Below are 23,316 nucleotides of genomic sequence, written 5' to 3'. Positions count from 1 at the left end.
GGTCAGCCCTCTTTCTCGATCTTTTCAAGGCTGGCGCGTAGAGCCGCGCCATATTCGTTCTTGGAATGGCAAATGAAGGTGCACAGTGCGAGATCTTCTTCATCCAATTCCAGCGCGCCAAGCTTTTGCGAAAGGTCTGTGTCGAGAGTGACCAGAGCGCGCAACAGCTGGGTAGGCAGAATGTCCATCGGAACAACGCGTTCGTAGGAACCAAGCGGCACCATCGCACGCACAGAACCGTTACGGTTTGTACCGAACGGGAACTTCAGCGACGCACGCAGCAAAGAAGACGGGTGCACATTCAGGTTTGACCATTTGCTCATGAAAGGACGAACCCAGCCAAGCACATCCTGCTTGCTGTCTTCTTCCATGAGAGTGACCTGATTGTGGTAACGGCCAAGGTAAGCGAACTGGCCTTCAGCCTTCGTGCCGGAAAGCACTGAACCGCTAACCACGCGAACAGGCACATCCAGATTGATCTCGCCTTCCAGCAAGTCAACCAGATCAGCACCAGCGCGGGTTTCGATAAGGCGAGGATTTTTCGCTTTAGGACCGCTGATAGCAATCACACGGCGGGTGTCCAGCTTACCGGTCAGGAACAAGCGACCAATCGCAATCACATCTTGATAGCCAACAGACCATACGGTCTTGCTTTCGTTAACCGGATCAAGGAAGTGAATGTGGGTGCCAGCAAGGCCTGCCGGGTGAACACCATCAAACGCAGCCATCTGCACGCCAGCGATATCAGCGCCAGGCAGTTGGTCACGTGAATAATGACAGAGGAAAGTACGGCCATCGGTCAGTTTGGAAATAACCTCTAGACCTGCCTCAAAATCGCCACGTGCACCGTTAATGATAGTTCCCGCATCAGCTGCAAGCGGGTTGGAATCCATCGCGGTTACAAAAATAGAATGAGGCACGCTGCCGTAGGCAGGCACCTTCGAGTATGGGCGAGTTTTGAATGAGGTCCACAGGCCAGACTTGGCCAACTCTTCACAAACAGCTTCGCGACTCACGTCGGAAAGGGCACCAGCTTCGAAAGAGGTGTAAGAGACCTCTTCTTCCTGCGCATCCAGACGGATGACAACAGTTTCGAGAACGCGTCGTGCGCCGCGATTAATCGCTTCCACGACACCTGCACCCGGTGCAACATAATTGATTTCAGGTGACTGTTTGTCGACAAACAGCGGATCACCTTTTTTCACTCGGTCGCCTTCGGCAACCAGCATTTTTGGCTTTAGGCCAACAAAGTCACCACCATTTACGGCTACACGACGAACAGGAGCGCCTTGCGAAATCTCCTGCTGTGGTGCGCCGGTAATCGGCAGATCCAGTCCTTTACTTATCTTCATCCCTTAACCCGTCAGGCTCCAAGAGGGCGTGGTTCACGGTGGACTGGCGGGATAGTACCGGACTTTACTGCGACCATCGCGCCGCAGCGCAATCATGTCGCAGAGACAGGCACTTGACTCATGCCAATAAAATAGCAATCCGCACATGTATTGATTTCAGCAATAAACCCGAAATTGCCGAACCCATTGAAAGTTCCACCGTTTTTACTGTTTTTCGCTGCACAGCACACCGGAGTTTGTGTGCCGCACTCAGTAAAATTTTATAGGATCGTGGTTACCCTGATACGCATTTGCATTCAATAGAAATCAACGTATTTTCCGCGACGTTATGGTGATAACTACGTATTTTAATCCCCAGCAGAAGGTGGATATGTTGTCGCAGTGCGACGAACAGACGGTTTCAAGTGAAACTTTTTGCTAAAATGCGTCTGTTAGGTTATTTGCGTATTCTACTTGACATCTCCGTAGTGAGAAGTGCTAGGGCAAAACCGAATTTAAAGGCGTCTTGAGTTGTCTATGCGTTTGTTTTCCATTTTCGCTGCTTTGCTGTTTCTTGCAGCCTGCAGCCCTGAAAACACCTCCCGTGAAATCTACAATGTCTCTGGCTCGACCATGGGCACAACCTACAACATCAAAGCAATCGTCCCTGAAAGCGCCATCTCTCAGGAAGAATTGCACTCTGAGGTTGAGATGGCTTTGACAGCGGTCAACAATCGCCTCTCCAATTGGGTAAAAACTTCGGAAGTAGAACGCTTTAACGCCTCAACCAGCACTGAGTGGACACCCGTTTCCGGTGACATGGCCATCATCATGGAAGAGGCATTTCGCATTCACGACCAGAGCGCTGGCCGCTTTGACGTAACGCTCGCGCCGCTTATCGATCTGTGGGGGTTTGGCCCGTCCAAAGACACACCAGCGCGGCCAAGCCGCGAAGCTATCAAAGACGCGCTTGATTCCGTTGGCATGCTAACCATGCTTGAGTTCGAGGCCAGCCCGCCTGCCCTTCGCAAGATCAACCCGACCACCAGCATAAACCTTTCAGCAATTGCAAAGGGTTACGGTGTAGACAAGATAGCCCGAACCTTGGAAGAAAACGGGTTTTCCGAGTACATGGTTGAGATCGGCGGCGACCTTTATGCGAAAGGTAAAAACGCCAAGAATACGCCGTGGGTTGTCGGCATTGAAAAGCCAGTCAGCGGTGAGCGCGCCATTCAGGAAATCGTCAAGATCAGCAACAAGGGTCTGGCCACTTCCGGCGATTATCGCAACTACAAGGAAGTTGATGGCAAGCGCCTATCCCATATTATAGATCCGGTTACTGGCGAGCCGATTGATCACAAACTGGCATCTGTCACAGTAATTGCAGATACTGCAGCCCGCGCCGACGGCTTGGCAACAGCCCTGCTGGCGATGGGCGACAAGCGCGGCATGCGCATGGCCGAAGCCAACGGCATCGCTACTTATATGATAGTGCGGAACGGCAACGAATTCGTCGAACTTGCCTCCCCCGCATTCACAAAACTTCTAAATGAATCAGAGCAGTCTTCGGAGAACAAATGACCACTTTCGTAATTGCTTTTTTTGCACTGATCCTAGTTGTCGCCGGCATGGCCATTGGTGCGGTCTTCCGCAATAAGCCAATCACCGGCAGCTGCGGCGGCCTCAATGCAATTGAAGGCTCAGATCGTTGCGTAGTCTGTAAGCGTGAAGTGGATCCAAATAGTCCGCTTGCTGAACAGCTTCGCCCATGCAAGCGCCGTCAGCAACAGCAAGATGCCGCTTGATTTGGTAGGGGCTCGCGATAGAGCCCCTTCAATCTTTACGGGCGATTAGCTCGTAAAATCAAAGCTGCCGAAGACCATTAGCGCAAAGCTGATAACGGCAGCTGAGCCAAACACCCAGCAACGGTTCTGCCAGCCTTCGTTTTGCTGTCGCCAGTTATCGCGAAACAATCGGCCAGTGATTGCAAACGTGATCAGGAAAACGATTCCCCACCATCTTGGCATATCTTGAAAAAGGCTCAAAAACGCGTCCATTGCCAACCGTTTCTTCAAATGACATTACATCTGTTCATCTATGCCAGTTCTGAAGCGCGGGCAACTATTACAATGGCTTAAGCCTAGCCTTCTTTCAAAGCCATACCCCCGCCTGCCCTAATCAGCCGCTTTATGAGCCCCGTAGGCGCAAACCAAGCCGACAACGGCACCTTCCAGTACGAACCAGAATGGATTAGCCGCAATGCCAGTCACGCCAAAGGCAGCTGTTGTGAGCGCCCTGAACAGATCATAATTGAACAGCACGATGATAAAGTTCATCCAGCCACCAACCCAAGGCCCCATAAACCACCAGCTGACATTAAAGGGCGTTCTAGCGACTCGATAAAATATCACCCCCAAACCGGCCACGGCTCCAACGGTTATGTACCAGAGCAAAATGCCTAGGCGCAGCATCCAGTCTGCATCTGGCCAAAGATATGGCGTAAGGAAAAAGCCAATTAAACCAAAGCCCAAACCGATAAGTTTAGCAATGGCGACGGCTCTGACATAAGGCTCACTGTAAAACATTAGACACTCCCGAAATCCTGCAATTGGAATTTGTGGTGAAATACGTTCGCTGTGTTCGTCCTTTTCTGTGCCTCTCTTTTGTATTTGGTAGTGGACTTGCGAAAAGTCTACACGTAAAAAGCAGCTGTGAGTCTGTTTACAGGGTTGCCAGCCCGCCTCTTTGCAGAGAGTTAATCACAGCAGCAAGTGCCAAGTTGACGATTTCATAGATGCACAGTACAAGGCGCCCTAAGAAGAACAAAGGCAACAAGAATGCTTTTCATTCCGCCCCGACAGATCGGGGTGAATGCTACTTTCCTCGAAAGAAAACTACATGAACCTTCATGACGGAGTTGCTCCGGCGCTCGCCACAGCTTTGGAAGAGCGCGGCTACACCAGCTTGACACCTGTACAGGCGTCTGTTCTTGAAGCAGATGCCGACGGTAAAGACCTACTTGTTTCTGCACAAACCGGATCCGGTAAAACGGTAGCTTTCGGTCTGGCGATCGCACCAGAATTGCTTGCGGGCCAGGACGAACTTACCCCGACCCAGGAACCGATTGCGCTTGTTGTTGCACCAACTCGTGAGCTTGCACTTCAGGTTAGCAAAGAACTCGGCTGGCTTTATGCCAAAGCAAAGGCCCGTATCGCAACTTGTGTTGGCGGTATGGACATGCGCAAAGAACGTCGCAATCTGGCGATGGGCACCCACATCGTTGTAGGTACCCCTGGCCGTCTGCGTGACCACATCGAACGCGGTTCGTTTGACACTTCCAACCTGCGCACCGTAGTGCTGGATGAAGCAGACGAAATGCTGGACATGGGCTTCCGCGAAGATCTGGAATTCATTCTGGGTTCTGCGCCGGTTGAACGCCGCACCCTGATGTTCTCTGCAACGGTACCAAAGCCAATCGCTAACCTTGCAAAGCAGTATCAGAAAGATGCCGTTCGCATTTCCACCATCGCGGAACGTGAACAGCATAAAGATATTGAATATCGCGCCCTTCAGGTTGCTCCTAACGATCGCGAAAACGCAATCATCAACGTACTGCGCTTCTACGAAGCTCAGAACGCAATGATCTTTGCTGGCACCCGCGAAACCGTAAAGCACCTTGCAGCACGCCTCGGCAACCGCGGCTTCTCCGTTGTTGCGCTTTCTGGTGAACTGTCCCAGAGCGAGCGTAACCACGCACTGCAGGCAATGCGTTCCGGCCGTGCCCGCGTTTGTGTGGCAACCGACGTTGCTGCCCGCGGTATCGACTTGCCGAACCTTGATCTGGTGATTCACGCTGATCTGCCAACAAACTCCGATACCTTCCTGCACCGTTCTGGCCGTACCGGCCGCGCAGGTCGTAAAGGTGTTTGTACTCTGATCGTGCCACACACCCGTCGCCGTACCGCCATCCGTCTTCTGACTGGTGCAAAGGTAAAGGCTGACTGGAGCCCGGCACCAACGGCTGACGAAATCATCCTGAAAGACCGTGAACGCCTGTTCGCATCTGAAGTTCTGACCGAAGCGCCGAACGAAGATGAAGTACCAATGATCGCCGAGCTGCTCGAAAAGTTCAGCCCGGAAGCAATTGCTGCTGCATTCCTTCGCAAAGCACAGGGCGACATGCCTGCACCGGAAGAACTGCTTGCAACTTCGGTTGAAGCGCCAGAAGAGCGTAAACCACGCACCAAGTTTGAAAACGGTGTTTGGTTCCGCCTCAACGTTGGCCGTAAGCACAACGCTGACCCGCGTTGGTTGCTGCCAATGATCTGCCGCGCTGGCCATATTTCCAAAAACGATATCGGCTCTATCCGCATCTTTGATGCAGACAGCCGCTTCGAGCTGCCTGAACATCTGGCAGACAAGTTTGCGGAAACTGTAAAAGTTCATGGCACTGGCGAAAAGTCCATCACCATTACCCGCATCGAAGGTAACCCTGAGCGCGGTAACAGCGGTGGTCGTCCTCCTCGCAAGAACTTCCGCGGTGAGCGCTCTGGTGGCGGCTTCCGCAAAGGTCCACGCGGCGAAGGCCGTGAAGGTCGCGAAGGTGGTCGTGAAGGCCGCGAGTTCCGCGGTAAGCGCGACGGCGGCGGCAAGCGCGGTGGTGACCGTGACCGCCGTGGCCCAAAGGGCGACAACTAAGTTAGAAATTGAAAAAGGCGACCCTCGGGTCGCCTTTTTTATTGCTTCTCAGCAGCTTACTGCCAGCGAATGGCAGAGGAAATAAGTCCGGCCACTTCCAGCGCTTTCCAGTCACCGCCGTTCTCCGCCATCACCATCAAACCGGAACCGAGCGCATTCGGCGCTTGCATCGGCACCGTTACCGCACAGCCATCAGTCATATTGATGATAGAAGTGTTGCGCAGTGCCAGAGCATTCCACGTCTTGAAGTCCTCAAGCACATCATCAAGGGTTGGCGCAACGCAGGCTGTCGTAGGCGCAATCAGCACATCATAGTCGGTGAACAGCTGGGTGTAGGCATCAATAGCATCGCGGCGTTGTTCCCGTGCTTCATGCAATTCCGGCGCGCCTACAGAATGAGCCATCATCACCCGCTCGATAATAAACGGATCACCTTGACGGCGTAGCCCTTCCATGTGAGCACGATGGTTCTGATAGGCTTCAGCTCCGACTATGACCGGATTGATGTTCTTGGCTTCCATCGCAAACGGTGCAGGTGCTTCCTCGATATCCGCACCGGCATTACGAAGGCAGCGAAGCGCCCGGTCAAAATCGGAGGAAACCTGATCATCGAGGTCATCGGTCATTACCGTTTCCAGTAGACCAATCCGGATACCACGCAACCCGCCAATGGTTGGCTCTGGTCGGCGCTGTGCACTGAGCACGGAATAAAGATCAGCGCACAAGTCGAGCGAACGGGCTAACGGACCAATACTGTCATAGCTGCCGGAGAGCGGAAAAACGCCCTCCATCGGAACACTCTGGCTGCTTGGCTTGAAGCCAAAGAGGCCGTTAAACGCAGCCGGAATACGCACAGAACCACCGGTATCGGTACCGAGCGCCGCATCACATAGCCCCAGCGCCACACTAGCCGCAGCACCGGAAGAAGAACCGCCACTGACACGTTCATCATCCAGCGCGTTGGACGGTGTACCGTAATGCGGGTTAAGCCCGAGACCGGAATAGGCCAGCTCACTCATATTGGTTCGCCCGAACGGCAAAACACCAGCAGCTTTGAGGCGTGAGATAACAAGCGCGTCCCGTCCGGCAGGCATACCGCCAGAATAGTAGGCTGAACCTGCGCCGGTTACGCAGCCGGTCTCGTCAAACAAATCCTTGATGGACATGGTAACGCCCAGCAACGGCGGGCGCAGTGCTGCACTTTGCGCACGTTGGTCCATCGCTTCCGCTTCTTGAGTAATACGAGCGGCGTCGAATTCGGTAAAAATGCTGGCGGCGACATCGTGGTCAAGGTCCATAACCCGATCAATGCCGCGCCGTGCGCCATCCTGTGCCCGAAAGAACAGGGAATGCGGCCTACGCCGCGCTTTTGCTACTGTCATAAACCGTCCCCCCAAGAAAAGAGGCAGCCCCTACTAGAGGGACTGCCCTGCCTAGATTAGCGCTTAGGCTTGTTAAATGCAGCTGCGAGAGCCGCAGCCATTGCATTGTTAGCGCCGCTATCTTGCTGCCCACCACGCGGACCATTTCCACGAGGACCATTGCCCCGTGGCGGCTGGTTACCGCGTCCGCCGCCGCGCTGCCCGTCGCGGTTCTGGCGCTCACGCACCTGCTCGCGGGCTTCGCCGCTGTCTTTCTTCATGGTCAAACCAATGCGCTTGCGAGCAACATCAACCTCGACAACGCGCACCTTCACAATATCACCCGCCTTCACCACCGTATGCGGATCAGACACAAACCGGTCTGCAAGTTGGGAAACATGAACAAGGCCATCCTGATGCACGCCGACATCAACGAACGCACCAAAGTTGGTTACGTTGGTGACAGTGCCCTCAAGCATCATGCCAACGCGCAGATCCTTGATAGTTTCAACGCCCTCTTGGAAGGTAGCGGTCTTGAACTCAGGACGAGGGTCACGGCCCGGTTTTTCAAGCTCGTTGAAAATATCCTTCACCGTCGGCAAACCAAAGCGTTCGTCAGTGAACTCTTTCGGGTCCAGAGCAGACAGCGTGTTGGAGCCCATAATCTGGCGCAGATCACGGCCACAGGCTTTCACGATCTTCTCGGCGACCGGATAAGCTTCAGGGTGAACGGAAGAAGCATCAAGCGGGTTGTCACCGTCATTGATGCGCAGGAAGCCCGCGCACTGCTCGAACGCTTTAGGGCCAAGACGAGCCACTTTCAAAAGCTGCTTGCGATTTTTGAAAGCACCCACGGTATCGCGGTGATCAACGATGGACTTGGCAAGACCTGCGCTCAAACCGGAAATGCGGGTGAGTAGCGGAGCAGAAGCCGTGTTGAGATCAACACCAACGGCGTTCACCGCATCTTCCACAACACCATCAAGCGCACGGGCCAAGCGGGTCTGGTTGACGTCATGCTGATACTGACCAACGCCGATGGATTTTGGCTCGATCTTCACCAGCTCCGCAAGTGGGTCCTGCAGACGGCGGGCAATGGAAGCTGCACCGCGCAAAGAAACGTCCACATCCGGCATTTCCTTGGCTGCAAGTTCAGAAGCGGAATAGACCGAAGCACCCGCTTCGTTCACGATCACTTTGGTTGGACGGTAATCGACCGGAATTTCTTTAATTACGTCGCCAGCCAGCTTATCCGTCTCGCGGCTTGCAGTGCCGTTGCCAATCGCCACCAGCTCAACACGGTGCTTGGCAATAAGCGCCTTAAGCACAGCCATGGAGCCAACAACGTCGTTGCGCGGCGGATATGGATAGATGGTTGTTGTCTCTACCAGCTTGCCGGTGGCATCCACGACCGCCACTTTCACGCCGGTGCGAATACCCGGATCAAGACCCAACGTAGCTTTCGGACCAGCAGGGGCTGCCAGCAGCAAGTCTTTCAAGTTACGGGCAAAAACGTTGATCGCTTCTTCCTCGGCTTGCTCGCGTAGTGTGCCCATAAGATCAAGCTCAAGGTGAAGGCCAATCTTCACCTTCCACGTCCAGCGCACCACATCAGAGAGCCAGCGATCCGCAGCGCGGCCCTTGTCTTCAATGCCAGCAGCACGGGCAATCATACGCTCGACAGGCTTAACTGCCGACGGATCATCCTCATCAACCACCAGATCAAGCTGCAAAACGCTCTCATTGCGTCCGCGCAGCAACGCCAGCGCGCGGTGACTCGGGATTTCCGCGTACTTCTCGGAATACTCGAAATAATCGGAAAACTTGGCGCCATCCTGCTGCTTTCCGTCGGCAACGACAGATTTGACCACTGCATTCTTATTTAAATAGTCACGCAGCTGGCCAACAAGCGCAGCATCCTCGGAAAAGCGCTCCATCAAAATCTGACGGGCACCGTCCAATACGGCTTTTCCATCCGCAAAGCCTTTTTCTGCGTCGATGAACGAAACAGCTTCAACCTCAGGATTTTTCGTCGGATCAGAAAGCAGTGCGTCCGCCAAAGGCTCAAGACCTGCCTCGCGGGCGATCTGTGCTTTGGTGCGACGCTTCTTACGGTAAGGCAGGTAAAGGTCTTCCAGCTCCGCTTTGCTCTGGGCAGAAGCGATCTGCTTTGCCAACTCGTCGGAGAGCTTGCCCTGCTCGTCGATGGACTTGACGATTGCCACACGGCGATCTTCCATCTCGCGCAGATAAATCAGGCGCTCATCCAACTGGCGCAGCTGGGTATCATCCAGACCGCCGGTCACCTCTTTACGGTAACGGGCGATGAAGGGAACAGTGGAGCCCTCATCCAACAGCTGAACCGTTGCACTTACCTGCGCAGGCCGACAGCCAATCTCTGTAGCTATTCGCTGGGAAATACGCAGCGCAACATCAACGGGCAAATCTTTGGCTTTTGGGGAAGAGGCTGTGTCCGGGTTCAGGTCTGCCATGAAGGTCTCGCATAATCAAGCACTTGAAAGACATGCAAGGCAACCAAGACAGGCTCCCTCGCATACTAAGACCCGAACGATACGCTCCCCATTGCGGCAACAAAAGGACGTTCTACAATATTCTCACAGGAGTTAATCAAAACAATTTGACCAGCCTCTAGCGGATCTTGGGATGCCAGAGGTTCAACGAAGAGGCGCACTCGATCTCAGGGTTTTGAACTTCTGATATCCGTGTTGTTTTAAGAAGACCTCTAGATGAAATGGCACTTGCACCGAGCGCGGGCCAATATTGACCGAGACCAAAGCATCTTTGTTGTCGCGAAATAGATCTAACTCGAAATACCCACCAATCTGATCCGAATACGGTGAGAATTTCAGGTCGCCCAAGGCGCTGGTGGTGTTTGTTTTTTTGCCATCAATATCACCATCCATCCCCACCCCCTCACTCATAAGTAGGGGAGAGTGAATAAGGCGAACCTCCTGCTCGCTTGCAAAAGCTGGGTTTTTGATACGCAGTGACGCCTGCGCGAATAACATCTGCACTTCGATCGGAAGGCTTTCTGCAGTCCGAACCTGCTCACCAAACAACGAAAAAAGATTTTCAATTATATCGGAGACTCTATCTGGTTCATATATAACCTCTGCACATCCGAGTTGAAGATCTTTAACAGAAAGAATATTGCGCATTGGCACTGCGCGCGTAATTCCCAGAACAGAGCTGTCTACTCCAAAGCATACGCCGGAAGCTTGATTAGCGTATGAACGCCACATTCCGAGATCATCGCCCAGCTTTGAGAAGCTAGAAAAATAGAAGTCGGGCGTATTCGCTCTCCATGTTTCCCAAACTTCATTGGGGTTATTTTTTACTTCCTCAAAATGTTCCTTTTGCAAGCGTTCTAATAACAGACTTGCAAACCAGTTACCCTCAGATAGATCATTCATCCGACCTGACCAGCCAAGTCTAATAACTCCGCTTGTTACGATGCTGTAGAAGGCCTCCCAACTACAATAATGATAAATCACTCCTTTATAGGGTTGATTCTCAACTACCTCGATCACCTACCGACGCCCCAAAAAACTCAAAATAGCTCCACAATGCAGAGTGCAGCCAAACTGCAAACCACTAGTATTTCGCGCCCTTACGAACTAGAAGTCAATCGCAGCAGTTAAAAAGAAACGCTGATTATTCTCTACCGCACCACTGTAATGCGCTCAGCTGCGCGGGTTACGGCTGTATAGAGCCAGCGCTGCTTGTGATCGCGGAACGCCCAGCTCTCGTCAAACAGCACAACATCGTCCCACTGCGAGCCTTGGGATTTGTGAACGGTAAGCGCGTAGCCATAGTCAAACTCGTCCGCACGGCGGCGGATGGCATAAGGAAGCTGGTTCGCCCCCTTCTTCAAACATGGCAGGCAGAACCTTCACCTTTACGGATGAGCGGCTCATATCATCTTCAGAAACCACATCGAAGCGGATGGTATTGCCACGCGGCGGGCGCAAACGCTGCACCGTCCAAAGACCGCCATTCAGCAAGCCCTTGGTCTTGTCGTTGCGAAGACAAACCAGCTTATCGCCAACAGCAGGCATCTGCGTGGTGAATTCTTTCAGTTCGCGAATGCGGTTATTGTAAAGGCGGCGCGTCTTGTTGGTGCCAACCAAAACCTGATGCGCTGCAAGGATCTGCTCTTTGTCGATCTGGCGACGGCTGATTACCTTACTCTCGCCATACCCGCCCCAGTCTAGCTCACCGCCATCGCGAATGGTCATGGACATACGAACAATCGGGTTATCCTGCGCCTGACGGTGTACCTCGGTCAGCATCACATCCGGCTCGGCTTCGGTGAAGAAACCACCACCTTTTACAGGCGGCAACTGGGCAGGATCACCAAGTACGAGCACCTTCTTGCCGAATGACAGTAGGTCACGGCCCAGCTCTTCATCCACCATGGAGCATTCATCGATGATGATCAGGTCTACTTTTGCAGCAGGGCTATCACGGTTGATGGTGAACTGAGGGCTTTCATCCTCATCGTCCTCGTCATCCTTCTTGGTGCCCTTTGGACGGTAGATCAAAGAGTGGATGGTAGAGGCATCATCGCAGCCCTTCTGGCGCAGAACATGGGCAGCCTTGCCGGTAAACGCGCCAAAAGCGACATCTCCGTCAATGCCTTCCGCCAGATGGCGCGCAAGCGTGGTTTTGCCGGTTCCCGCAAAGCCAAACAGACGAAACACCTGTTTGCCGCCCTTTTGGCGCAGCCAAGCGGCTGTATCCCTAAGCGCGTCATCCTGTTGCGGCGACCAATCCATAAACCATTTCCCCACGTGCTATTTCGGTGTTCGGCCGTATGTAAACAAATTGAGCCGCCCCGTCGCGTATTTTTCCGCAATACCTGTAGAAAGGTGAATTAAACGGCAGAGCGTAGCCAAGCTGCACCAACGCAGCCTTTCCACCCGCTGCCGCTACTATTCTATTTGCCTTCAAGCGACGACAAAAGTTCGCTCAAAGCATAACGGGTGTGGTTGTTCCGCCCGCTCACTGTCTCTGCATAAAGCATGGAGTTGAGGATCGCCTCTTCCGTTGCTTCCGCCGTTGCACGGAACACGCGGTCAATACGGCGCTCATCAATCTGCTCAACCGTCATCGTGCGAGCGCGGGACTGGGTGCGCACCGGATCAGACGTTGTGAACGCCAGCGCAATATCACCACTACCATGACCAAGGAAGGAACCGGTACGGGCCAAGCCGACAGACGTGCGCCGCGCCACACGCTTGAGCTGACGCTCGCTCAATGGAAGATCGGTGCCGACGATCATGATGATGGAGCCTTTTTCCGGCCCGTGTTCGCGCTCTTCCACCAGCGGCTGCAGCTTGTCGCCCATTTCCTTGCCCGCCATGATGAAGTCAGGCAATCGGCCCATATTGGAAAGCACCATAACGCCAAGCGTATAGTCGCGCTTGCCAACCTTCACGATGCGCGAAGCACTGCCGATGCCGCCCTTTAGGCCAAAGGCACTCATGCCACGGCCAGCACCGACAGCCCCTTGTTTGAATTCCGGCCCAGCATTTGCTAGCGCTTCCCACACATGGTGCGGGCGCACATGAAAACCGCGAATGTCATTGATAAAGCCGTCATTGCACTCAAACACACAAGCGTTCACCGTGCCAGCTTCGCGGCCGATTTCCTGCGTTTTGGCGCACATATACTCAACAACGCCTTCGGTAACCGCGCCCACGCTCAAGGTATTGGTCAGCAGAATTGGTGTTTCCAACTCGCCCAATTCCTCGATCTGCATAAGACCGGCGCTCTTACCGAAACCGTTAAACACCTGCACCGCTGCGCGAGCGCGTACATGGAATGGATTTTCATTACCGATACGAATTGCCGTAACACCAGTCTGGATATGACCGTCAGCCAGCGTGACATGACCGACATGAACCCCTTCGACATCCGTGATGGCGTTGCGTGCCCCCTTTGGCAGCTCACCAATAGCGAAGCCCTGCTTGGTACTCATGGCCTAGATTTTCTTTCTTAAATTTTTACCCAACGGAAGGAAAATGTTGACGCAATGGAATTTGCTGATTATCGGCTCACAGCCGGAAATTCTGAAAGTTCCAATGCAAGACAACCTACGTCCAAAATGATCTAAGATCATACTTGACCGTAAGGCTACAAAAACACAGCAGCAGACATAACGAAAGAGAAAAATGCTCAAGAAATCACCGGAACTTCAAGGTATTCTGCTGGCTTGCCTAGCATTTCTTGCGTTCTCTTCGTCTGACGCTATGTCAAAGCAAATCGTAAGCTCCATGCATCCGTTCATGCTGGCGCTTATCCGCTTTCTGGTGCAGATGGCGATGGTCTGCCTTGTCTTTCGAGTTTGGCGTGACTGGACTGCGATTTACACCAAGCGTCCCGTATTGCAGGTCATCCGCGGCATTGCGCTTTCCGGCGTTACTCTAGGCCAGTTCCTTGCCCTCCAACACCTGCAGCTTGCCGAGGCAATTGCTATTTTGTTTGCGATGCCGTTGATTGTGACCGCCCTTTCCGGCCCTATTCTGGGCGAATGGCCGGGTATCCGCCGTTGGAGCGCAGCCCTTGTCGGCTTTGCCGGTGTGCTTGTTGTGGTACAGCCGGGAACCGGCGCAATGCACTGGGCAGCAATATACTCATTCATGGGTGCGCTATCGTTCGCCGTTTACACGTTGCTGACCCGTATTCTTACAGCGACCGAGACAAACGAAAGCCTGATGTTCTACAGCGCATTGGCTCCGGCTATCGCCTTGGCCCCTGCTGGCCTCTATTATTGGGAAGCGCCGCAAGACCCGTTTATCTATCCACTTATCGCAGGGGTTTGCTTGGCCGCGATGGGTGGGCACTACATTTTTACCCTCGCTTACCGCCTTGCACCGGCGGGTTTGCTTTCCCCCTTCATGTATACGCAGATCATTTGGATGATCTTTTTCGGTTACATTTTCTTCCATGATGTGCCGACGACTTATACGCTCCTTGGGGCAGCCATCATCATTTCTTCCGGTCTGTATACGCTTTACCGAGAGGGAATTCGAAAGAAAGAGAAAAAAGCTTAAAACTACGCATCAATACGAACCGACATTTCCGCTGGAATGGTAGATACGTTAGGAAAACATCCTCCCTTTCGAAAGCCAGCAAATGTTGCGCGATGCACCCGTCCTCAAGGGCATAGTCTTAATCTGCATATCCTTCTTCAGCATGACCGCGACCGACGCGGTCACCAAATTTGCGGTGCAGAGCATTCATCCAATTGAACTGACGTTCTGGCGCTTTGTCGCTCAGGTCGTTGTTGTCTTCTTTCTCTTCCGTCTCTGGAACCATGTAGACAAATTGAAGACAAGCCGCCCAGTGGCAAACCTTGCCCGCGGCGTTTGTCACGGTATCACCACCGCGCTTTTCTTTCTGGCAGTTCAAAGCCTTCAGCTGGCGCAGGCAACAACAATTCTGTTTGCCATGCCGCTGATGGTGACTATTTTGGCAGGCCCAATTCTGGGTGACTGGCCAACCCGCGCATCCATTGTTGCAGCGGCCGTTGGCTTTGTCGGCGTGATCATCATTACCGACCCGTTTGGCGGTAGCATCAATCCGGCAATGCTATATGCGGTTGCTGCTGCGGTTGTTTACACCGGCTATACCCTGCTCACCCGCTCGCTTGTGCGCACCGAGACAGATCAGACCTTGCTGTTCTACTCGGCTGTTGCCGGTTCCTTGGCGCTCCTGCCGATGGCGTATCCCTACATCGGCGTCGGCGAAGGCAAAGCATACTGGCTCGCCTGCGTTATCTGCGCCGGCGGCATGACAGCCCACTGGATTTTCCAGCACGCATACCGGTTTGCATCGGCAGCGGTTCTTACACCGTTCATGTACACCCAGCTGATCTGGACCGTGATTATCGGCTACCTGATCTTCTCGGATATTCCTCCGCTGACAACAGTGCTCGGCTCTGTCGTGATTATCGGTGCAGGCCTTTATAACTTCCTCTACGAGCGCAACGCGCACAAGAAATCACGCGGGCAAAAAGAAAGCCCCGAGGTTTCCCCGGGGCCTTCTGCTGCCGAATAATCGCGGAGTTTCCGGTTAACGGAAAGTCTTGAGATCGCAATGGTCCATGTCGGCGTAATCTTTATTATCGCCCGCCATGGACCAAATGAACGCATAAGGTCCGGTACCACAGCCTGTGTGGATGGACCATGCAGGACACAGAACAGCCTGCTCATCGCGTACAACTATATGGCGGGTCTCGGTCGGCTCTCCCATAAAATGCATAACCAAGCTGTCCTCAGCCATATTCCAGTAGAAGTACACTTCTGAACGGCGCTCGTGTGTGTGGCATGGCCAAGTGTTCCATGCCCCGCCATCTTCCACCATGGTCATACCCATTGAAAGCTGGCAGGACGGTGCAACATCCGGATTGACATACTGGAACACCACACGGCGGTTTGACCCTTTGCCGATCTCGATGCGCTTTGCATCGGCATGTCGCACAACGCGGGTCGGAATAGCCGCGTGTGCAGGACTGGAAACCAGATAGAAGCGAGCAGGGTTTTCAGGATCAAGGCTTTCAAAGCGCACATCCTGACAGCCCATGGAAAGATAAATCAGATCTTTGGCTTCCAGATCGAAAACCTCGCCATCCACCACAACACGGCCCTTTCCGCCAATGTTCATGGCACCAGCCTCACGCGCAGCAAGGAAGGTATCGTGGCCAATAGGCTTTGCGCTCCATAGCTTGATCGGCGTGTCGAGCGGCATGATACCGCCAACAATAGTGCGGTCGATATGACTGAAGGTCATACGCGCCTCGCCACGGGCAAACAGGGATTCGATCAGGTAGTTTTCGCGCAGCTCAGCACTATCCATACCTTTGGTTTCTTTAGGGCTGCACTGTGGTCTGACTTGCATTGTTTCCTCTAGCGGGTGTTTCCCGCCCTCTTCTGCTCACTAAAAGAAAAAGGGCGTATCGCGATGTCTCGTGATACGCCCTTATGATGGTCTAGCTCTGTAGCTCTTATGCCAGAACTGCGCGGTCGATCTTTACGATCGCCTTGCGGATTTTCGCTGCGCCGGAGTCAGCAGCGACCAGTGGACGGTGCAGTTCGTGCGGGTAGAACACTGCGAAGTCGCCTGGAGCCAGAGCGATGAACTTTTCGTCTGCGATTTCGGTGCAGAATGCTACGTCGTTCGCTTCGAGAAGGTTTTCGGTGATTTCACCAACTGGCTTATGACCCCAGCCGATTACTTCCGCACCTTCGATCAGAATCTGAACGTCGAGGTACTTAGCGTGGAATTCACCACGGCGTTTTTCGAAAGCTTCTGTTTCTGCATCAGCTACAAGGATGAAAACTTTAGAGCCATCGCGTTCGTAGCGGCCTGCTACTGGGTTGGTTGCGAGAAACTCTTTAGCGTCCTTGATGATTTCCAGAAGCTGCGGGTGAGCGAAAGGAACGATATCCAGATTGTCGAGATTGGCGCTGAGCATTGAAGCCTCAAATCGAGCCGCTTATCTGCGGCCATATTTTCTATTTGTTGTCGATGGGACCATCCCCGGCGCACGAGGCGCCGGGAACGATTTCAGTCAGGCTTAGAGAGCTGCCTGGATCTTTTCGATCATTTCAGGACCGAACTGCTTGTTGAACACTTCCCAAGTTGCAGTCACAGCTGGGTGAGCCTGGAATGCAGCTTTGTCAACGTTACGGTTCACAGCCATGCCACGGTCAGCAAGATCGGTGATGAAGCCTTCTTCTTTCTCGATGGAAAGTTTACGCTGGTAGTCGGTAGCGTTCTGAGCTGCTTCTTCAATGATCTTCTGCTGTTCAGGAGTCAGAGAGTTGAACTTGTTCAGGTTCATGGAGATGAACAGAGCAGAGTAGGAGTGCTCGGTCAGAGACAGGTACTTCTGAACTTCGTCGTAACGGAAGGAGTGAGTTACGTTGATAGGGTGTTCCTGAGCGTCCACAACGCCGGTTTCCAGAGCGGTGTAGAGCTCTGCAATTGCCAGAGGCTGTGGGTTGGTGCCCAGTTCAGCAAACATCGCGTTCAGAGGAACGGATGTGTTGGTGCGCATTTTGATGCCTTCCAGGTCAGCAGGAACCACAACTGGCTTCTTGCTGTTGGTTACGTTGCGGTAACCGTTTTCTGGGAAGGACAGACCCTTCATGCCGAACTTGGACATGTCGTCCAGGATCTTCTGGCCAACTTCACCGTCCAGCACTTTGTAAGCGTGGTCGCGGTTAGCGAACATGTATGGAAGGTCGAATGCAGCAGTTTCAGGCATCATACCGTTCATGATAGCCAGACCGGTCATCTGGATATCAACGATACCGGAGCGAGTACCGTTCAACATGGTCTGGTCGTCTCCCAACTGACCTTGTGGGTATGTTGTAACAGTGATTTCGCCGTTGGTACGTTCAGCAACTTCTTTAGCGAAATGCTGAGCGAGGGATTCCTGAAGATCAGTTGGAGGAGCAGCGTGAGCGAATTTCAGCTCAAGTGCCATGGAAAGAGAGGTTGATGCCAGAAGCACTGCGGCAGCAACGAGACCAACTGTTTTTTTCATTGTATTTCCTCCAGTTAAAGTAGTTCTTGCGAACTTAACCCGCGATCAGATTCATCGGTACGATGATGATATCGGGGAAGATGGTGAACAGGATCAGCAGCACAGAGTAGACACCCACGAACGGGAGAATGCCGACGATCGCTTTTTCAACTCGTAGTCGACCAACACCACAGACAACGTTCAGCACAGTACCAACAGGTGGTGTGATCAAGCCGATGCAGCAGTTCATGACAAACATCAGACCGAAGTAAGTTGGGTCGATGCCTGCTTCTTTAACAACTGGCATGAGCAGTGGAACGAGGATCAGTACGGTTGGGGAAAGGTCCATAACCATGCCGATTGCGAACACGAGAAGCATGATGACGAACATCAGCATACGTGGGCTTTCGACAAGTGGGCCAAGCAGAGCAGCAAGCTGCTGTGGAAGCTGAGCAGTAGTGATGAGCCAGGAAGCAACCATCGCACAGCCAACCAGGAACATGATCATACCTGCGGATTTACAGGAGTTGACCAGAACTTCGTAGAACTTGGCCAGTGTCAGTTCGCGGTAAACGAATGCGGAAATGAAGATTGCGTATACGGCAGCAACAACAGCAGCTTCGGTAGGGGTAAAGATACCAAAACGGATACCGATGATGATGATGAATGGCAGCAGCAGAGCCCAGAAGCCGTCTTTGAATGCAGCGCGACGTTCTTCATTATCGGCCTTTTCATAGACTGCAAGGTTTTCGTTGCGCATCATCCAGCGCCAGGTCAGAACCAGAGCAGCGCCCATCATGAGACCCGGTGCAATACCACCCATGAACAGCTTGGAGATAGACAGGTTACCAGCAACACCAACAAGGATGAGCGGTACGGACGGCGGGATAACCGGTGCAATGATACCACCAGCTGCCAGAAGGCCGGCAGAACGGCTTTCAGGGTAACCACCATCACGCATCATTGGCATCAAGATCGCGCAAAGTGCAGCGGCGTCAGCAGCAGCGGAACCGGACAGACCAGCCAGAACCACAGAGGTGAAAATTGCTACGTAACCCAGACCACCTTTTTTGTGGCCCATGTAGGCCATTGCGAGGCGAACGATACGCTGGGACAGACCACCGCATGCCATTGTCTCACCTGCAACGAGGAAGAACGGAATAGCAAGAAGGGAGAAGCTGTCCACGCCGTTAACAAGCGCAGTAGCCAGAATGTCGGACGGCATTGCAAAGCCGCCGGAGAACATGCCCATCTGCACCATCATGGCCACAGCGGACAAAAGCAGAGAGAACGCTACAGGCAAGCCAAGAAGAATGCCGCCCATAAGAATGCCGAGGAAGATAACAAGAGTCATTAGTTAAGCTCCTCAACGGATTTTTCTGAACTTGGAACGAACAGACGCTGCAGCGCCAGCGCACCCATGCAGGTACCGCCAACAACGCCGGCTAGATAAAGAACAGATACCGGAAGGCCGCTCATAGGCAGCTTATTGAATGTGTTCATGCCCACCTGGTTCCATGCACCGGCAACGAGCATTGCGCAGGTTACAGCGATTACAAACCAGACAAAGCGACGCAGGATAAACACGACTTTAGGGGAGACGAAGTTTTCGATGAGACGAAGCTCAAGGTGACTGCCTTCTTTCAAGCACACGATAGCGCCGAGGAAGGTTACCCATACGAACAGCAGGCGGGAAACTTCTGTGGAGATAAGAATACCGCTGTTAAAGCCGTAACGCAGAACAACGTTGGTGAAAACCAGAATGATCATGGCGACCATGGCAACGGACATGAGAAGGTTCAAAGATTCCCAGAACCAGTTACACGCCTTACGTACCAAATCCATGTTTTTGCTCCATAGCAAAGGTGCGGGAACTTCCTAGGCCTTGAGGCCCCTTCCGCTTGAGTTCAGGAAGTCCCTGCATTTTTTTGGCGAACCCGGAAGCGCCCTTGCGGTTGACGCTTCCGAATTTGTCAGGAGTCTTTTTTAGGAGACGAGGTAGTCATAAACCGGCTGTGCTACTGCAACGCCGTTTTCCAGAGAGTTTGCGTAGTAATCTACCTGTGGCTCACCTGGTACCATCACGCGGTCAACGCCCTGTGCTGGACGGGAAGACTGCAGCTCGGAAACCATCTGGCCCATGATTGCGCCGTAGTTAGCAGTACCGAACTTAGCTGGGTCCAGAACGAGGATGTTGGAAGCCAGGTTACGCATCTTGTTGTAATCGCCGTACATCGCATTGATGTGCGGACCGAATGCAGCGCCCATGAACACGCCGGTCAGCGCGTCGATAGCAAGTGCGATACCGTAGCCTTTGTGTTCACCGAAGTGAGTGAGGCAAGCAAACTCGTGCGGGTCAGTGGTGAATGCGCCGTCTTTGTTCAGCACAACGCCATCTGGCAGAGAACCGTTGGTTTCTTTTGCGTGCAGGATTTTACCGAACGCGATAGCAGAGGTAGCCATGTCAACGATGACAGGAGGCTTGCCTTCTACAGGGAAACCGTAAGCGATTGGGTTGGTACCGAAGAACTTGTCTGCACCACCGAATGGAGCCACACATGCGTCGGTCTGGGTCATACAGATGGAAACGCAACCAGCTTCAGCTGCCATTTCTGCAAAGTATGCGAGCGCGCCGCAGTGAGAAGTTTTCTTAACGGAAACAAAACCGATACCGGTTTCTTTTGCCATTTCGATAGCGCGTTCGGTCGCCAGCTTCATGCCGGAGTGACCCATGCCATCGTCGGAGTCCAGAACAGCAGCAGAAGGAGAGATCTGGTCGATGCTCATTTCTGCGTTTTTGTTCATGCCGCCTTCTACGAGACGCTTGCAGTAGTGCTCAACGCGCATAACGCCGTGGGAGCGAACACCGTGGCTGTCTGCGTATACAAGAACGTCAGCAACTTCTTCTGCGGATGCTTCGTTAAGACCAGCTGCAACCAGCTTGTCGTATGCGAGCTTTTTCAGTTCGTCAATTTTTACAATTACGTCAGTCATAGTGCACCCGATCAGTTAAAGGTAATGAGGCCCTTGATGAGCTTCTTGTTGCCTACGACGTCTTCTGCGTAGGTGTTACCAATGGTGTAGAAGTCGAAGGTTGCGTTGTGCAGGAAGTCTTCGCGCAGTTTGCCTTCTTCCAGCAGCTGGATCACGAACTGGTAGTCTTCGATCGTGGAGTTGCGGCTGGAAAGCAAAGTGGTTTCTTTGCGGTGGAAGGTTGGATCGTCGATTTCGAGATCGCCGATGTAAAGACCAACGAACACCAGCTTGCCGCCCTGGCAAATCATGTTCACTGCGTTGGTCATTGCGCGCTTGTTGCCGGTCACATCGAACAGGATGGATGGCAGTTCGCCGCCGAAGTACGCTTTCAGGTCTTCAACATAGGTTTCGTTCATTGGGTTGAACGTTTTGAGACCCAGCTTGTCTTCAATGTGAGCCAGACGTTCGTCCTGAACGTCAGCAACAACAACGTTTGCACCCTTTGCCTTAGCAACTGCTGCAACACCGATACCGATCGGGCCAGCGCCTACTACGAGTACGTTGTCGCCTTCACCTGCTTCAGAGCGGCGCACAGCGTGTGCGGAGATTGTGTAAGGCTCAACATAAGCCGCTGCACAATCGCTGAAGCTTTCAGGAACACGGATGGTGTTAACTGCTTTAACCGCAAGGCTGAATACAAAACCGCCGTCCTGGTGCACACCATAGAGGGAAGCCTTTTCGCAGCAGTTGGTTTTGCCAACGCGGCAAGCAGCACATTCGCCGCAAGATACCACAGGCATTACCGCTACGCGCTCGCCAACTGCGAGACAGGAAACCTCTGAACCAACTTCCTGGACCACACCACACATCTCGTGACCGAGAACGCGTGGGTAGCTGAAGAATGGCTGGTGGCCGGTGTAGGCGTGGATGTCCGTACCACAAATGCCAACGGCGGTAAGTTTCAGAACAACTTCGTCCGCTGCAGGGGTAGGCATTGGTCGGTCAACATAGGCCAGTTCATTTGGCCCGTTGCAAATTAGTGTTTTCATTTTCCACCCGAACTTGGAAAACCATCGATAGCTAGATGATTTCCCTTGCCTGTCACACCTAAGTAATTGTTTTACCTAGATATTAATTCATCAATCAAATCGTCGCCTAGAGGATCGCACTTACGCGGCTGACGGCGATTTGGCCGATGAGCAAACTCAAAAGCGGTGGAGAATACAAAGAACCAAAGGGTATCTGACCAAGAATCCAACGCTATTTCGTTGGAATGAAGCCACAATTTCCTGCCTCCTCAGCGTATATTGTCGACAAAATGTACATTTACAAAGTACATTGTCGACAAAATATACATCGACAAAAATCGCAGATTTTCCTGATTATTCCCGAATTCCTCTATATCCTCTGGTCAACTATATCCGTCCCAGATGTTGGACCAGCGATCGAATTTACCCCCTCACGCTATGCCGTGTTCTACCAACGGTCAACGCGTGCCACTACGTAGGTATAAGACCAATATTGCGCAAAAACGACACAAAGTGGCTTTATATCCCACCAGATACCTAACCAAATTAAACGATCTGTTGGACCAATTCTGGAGAACGAGCCAACCAGCAGGAATATTTAGACCCGATATTATGTTGATACTGGAAACCAAGACCAAAAGACTCTATCAAGAGCTCGCTGAACAGATTGAAAGCGACCTCCAAGCAGATAGCTCACGCAGAGCGGGTGATAAGATCCCCTCTGAACGCGAGTTGTCTGAGCGCTATTCTGTTAGCCGCACCACCGTGCGCGAGGCTCTTATTATGTTGGAGCTGACAGGACTTGTTGAAGTAAAGAAAGGGTCTGGTGTTTTCTATCTGGGGCCAAGAGCTGGGCATACAAGCATTGATCCCTCATCAATTGGCCCGTTCGAACTCCTCCAAGCCCGACAGACTTTGGAAAGCGCGATTGCCGAGCTAGCGGCAAGCAACATTTCCACTACGCAGATTCGGGAGCTGCGTGAAATTACCGCACAGGCAGAAGTCGATTCTTTCAACGAAGAACTGGACAAACGCTTCCATGTGCTTATAGCCGAGGGCACTCACAATAATATGCTGATCAAAGCAGCAAACGACCTGTGGGACATGCGTAAGGCGAACACTATGTGGGACAAGATGCATGCGCGGATTTCCAATCTGGAAGCTCATCGCAAGGCATGGCAACTGGACCACCTGGAGATTTTACATGCTCTCATGCGGCGGTCACCGCAAGATACAAAGCAGGCCGTGTGGAAGCATCTTGAAAACGTGAAAACCGCGCTCTTTGACGCCTCGGACGTTGAAGACCCGGATTTTGATGGTTTTGTTTTCGCTCGAAGCGAATAAGGAAAAAAAGAGGATACTAA

19 protein-coding genes and 1 pseudogene are annotated in these 23,316 nt (G+C 52.8%); 6 read left to right on the top strand and 14 right to left on the bottom strand.

Annotated elements, in window-relative coordinates; translation table 11 throughout:
• Nucleotides 1–2: 2 nt before the first annotated feature.
• Entirely contained in the window at nucleotides 3–1,352 is a 1,350-nt protein-coding gene (locus tag E1162_RS02200; protein WP_155126158.1) for a Na(+)-translocating NADH-quinone reductase subunit A, read from the bottom strand.
• A gap of 516 nt (nucleotides 1,353–1,868) precedes the next feature.
• Between E1162_RS02200 and E1162_RS02195 the strand changes: the two genes are divergently transcribed.
• On the top strand, nucleotides 1,869–2,912 hold the full coding sequence (locus E1162_RS02195; protein WP_155126156.1) for an FAD:protein FMN transferase: 1,044 nt from the start codon (nucleotides 1,869–1,871) through the stop codon (nucleotides 2,910–2,912).
• The gene (gene nqrM / locus E1162_RS02190) at nucleotides 2,909–3,136 is read left to right on the top strand and encodes a (Na+)-NQR maturation NqrM (RefSeq protein WP_155126154.1); all 228 of its coding nucleotides are present in this window, start codon (nucleotides 2,909–2,911) and stop codon (nucleotides 3,134–3,136) included. The genes E1162_RS02195 and nqrM overlap by 4 nt, the downstream gene beginning before the upstream one ends.
• 369 nt (nucleotides 3,137–3,505) lie before the next feature.
• On the opposite strand, the gene E1162_RS02185 is transcribed toward nqrM, so the two are convergent.
• Nucleotides 3,506–3,916 carry a hypothetical protein gene (locus E1162_RS02185; protein WP_155126152.1) on the bottom strand — a complete coding sequence of 137 codons (411 nt, stop codon included), beginning with the start codon at nucleotides 3,914–3,916 and terminating at the stop codon, nucleotides 3,506–3,508.
• 313 nt (nucleotides 3,917–4,229) lie between these two features.
• Between E1162_RS02185 and E1162_RS02180 the strand changes: the two genes are divergently transcribed.
• Nucleotides 4,230–6,029, top strand: coding sequence for a DEAD/DEAH box helicase (locus E1162_RS02180; RefSeq protein WP_155126194.1), 1,800 nt, complete (start codon nucleotides 4,230–4,232; stop codon nucleotides 6,027–6,029).
• A gap of 56 nt (nucleotides 6,030–6,085) precedes the next feature.
• On the opposite strand, the gene E1162_RS02175 is transcribed toward E1162_RS02180, so the two are convergent.
• The 5 genes and pseudogenes from E1162_RS02175 to E1162_RS02155 form a co-directional block, all read right to left on the bottom strand.
• A complete protein-coding gene (locus E1162_RS02175) occupies nucleotides 6,086–7,411 on the bottom strand; it encodes an amidase family protein (RefSeq protein WP_155126150.1) in 1,326 nt (441 codons plus the stop codon).
• Nucleotides 7,412–7,467: 56 nt separating this feature from the next.
• Nucleotides 7,468–9,882 (bottom strand): Tex family protein, encoded by a 2,415-nt coding sequence (locus E1162_RS02170; protein ID WP_155126148.1) that lies wholly within the window; start codon nucleotides 9,880–9,882, stop codon nucleotides 7,468–7,470.
• Nucleotides 9,883–10,065: 183 nt separating this feature from the next.
• A complete protein-coding gene (locus E1162_RS02165; RefSeq protein WP_155126146.1) occupies nucleotides 10,066–10,941 on the bottom strand; it encodes a DUF2971 domain-containing protein in 876 nt (291 codons plus the stop codon).
• A 131-nt stretch (nucleotides 10,942–11,072) separates the two neighbouring features.
• Nucleotides 11,073–12,189, bottom strand: a pseudogene (locus E1162_RS02160) (ATP-dependent DNA helicase).
• A gap of 161 nt (nucleotides 12,190–12,350) precedes the next feature.
• Nucleotides 12,351–13,394, bottom strand: a complete 1,044-nt coding sequence (locus E1162_RS02155; protein WP_155126144.1) for a DmpA family aminopeptidase — start codon at nucleotides 13,392–13,394, stop codon at nucleotides 12,351–12,353.
• 193 nt (nucleotides 13,395–13,587) lie between these two features.
• Between E1162_RS02155 and E1162_RS02150 the strand changes: the two genes are divergently transcribed.
• Complete coding sequence (locus E1162_RS02150; RefSeq protein WP_155126142.1) at nucleotides 13,588–14,469, top strand: DMT family transporter; 882 nt, start codon at nucleotides 13,588–13,590, stop codon at nucleotides 14,467–14,469.
• Between the two features lie 82 nt (nucleotides 14,470–14,551).
• Nucleotides 14,552–15,475 carry a DMT family transporter gene (locus E1162_RS02145; protein WP_155126140.1) on the top strand — a complete coding sequence of 308 codons (924 nt, stop codon included), beginning with the start codon at nucleotides 14,552–14,554 and terminating at the stop codon, nucleotides 15,473–15,475.
• Nucleotides 15,476–15,490: 15 nt separating this feature from the next.
• Here E1162_RS02145 and kduI read toward each other — a convergent pair whose 3' ends face one another.
• From kduI to E1162_RS02110, 7 genes are all read right to left on the bottom strand, one after another.
• Nucleotides 15,491–16,315 carry a 5-dehydro-4-deoxy-D-glucuronate isomerase gene (kduI, locus tag E1162_RS02140; RefSeq protein ID WP_155126138.1) on the bottom strand — a complete coding sequence of 275 codons (825 nt, stop codon included), beginning with the start codon at nucleotides 16,313–16,315 and terminating at the stop codon, nucleotides 15,491–15,493.
• A 106-nt stretch (nucleotides 16,316–16,421) separates the two neighbouring features.
• Complete coding sequence (locus E1162_RS02135) at nucleotides 16,422–16,892, bottom strand: NanQ anomerase/TabA/YiaL family protein (RefSeq protein ID WP_155126136.1); 471 nt, start codon at nucleotides 16,890–16,892, stop codon at nucleotides 16,422–16,424.
• A 102-nt stretch (nucleotides 16,893–16,994) separates the two neighbouring features.
• Nucleotides 16,995–17,969 (bottom strand): DctP family TRAP transporter solute-binding subunit, encoded by a 975-nt coding sequence (locus tag E1162_RS02130; RefSeq protein ID WP_155126134.1) that lies wholly within the window; start codon nucleotides 17,967–17,969, stop codon nucleotides 16,995–16,997.
• Nucleotides 17,970–18,003: 34 nt separating this feature from the next.
• Nucleotides 18,004–19,302, bottom strand: a complete 1,299-nt coding sequence (locus E1162_RS02125) for a TRAP transporter large permease subunit (RefSeq protein ID WP_155126132.1) — start codon at nucleotides 19,300–19,302, stop codon at nucleotides 18,004–18,006.
• The gene (locus tag E1162_RS02120; RefSeq protein WP_155126129.1) at nucleotides 19,302–19,793 is read right to left on the bottom strand and encodes a TRAP transporter small permease; all 492 of its coding nucleotides are present in this window, start codon (nucleotides 19,791–19,793) and stop codon (nucleotides 19,302–19,304) included. Before E1162_RS02120 ends, E1162_RS02125 begins: the two co-directional genes overlap by 1 nt.
• Before the next feature lie 141 nt (nucleotides 19,794–19,934).
• Complete coding sequence (locus tag E1162_RS02115) at nucleotides 19,935–20,942, bottom strand: Ldh family oxidoreductase (RefSeq protein WP_155126127.1); 1,008 nt, start codon at nucleotides 20,940–20,942, stop codon at nucleotides 19,935–19,937.
• A gap of 11 nt (nucleotides 20,943–20,953) precedes the next feature.
• On the bottom strand, nucleotides 20,954–21,973 hold the full coding sequence (locus E1162_RS02110; protein ID WP_155126125.1) for a zinc-binding alcohol dehydrogenase family protein: 1,020 nt from the start codon (nucleotides 21,971–21,973) through the stop codon (nucleotides 20,954–20,956).
• 492 nt (nucleotides 21,974–22,465) lie between these two features.
• On the opposite strand from E1162_RS02110, the gene E1162_RS02105 reads away from it, so the two are divergent.
• The gene (locus E1162_RS02105) at nucleotides 22,466–23,296 is read left to right on the top strand and encodes a GntR family transcriptional regulator (RefSeq protein WP_371311765.1); all 831 of its coding nucleotides are present in this window, start codon (nucleotides 22,466–22,468) and stop codon (nucleotides 23,294–23,296) included.
• The last annotated feature ends 20 nt before the right edge of the window (nucleotides 23,297–23,316 follow it).

It is taken from the genome of Pseudovibrio flavus, from assembly GCF_009711345.1.
GTDB lineage: Bacteria > Pseudomonadota > Alphaproteobacteria > Rhizobiales > Stappiaceae > Pseudovibrio > Pseudovibrio flavus.
Note: the sequence above shows the minus strand (reverse complement) of the source record. Positions and strands in the feature narration are given on the sequence as shown.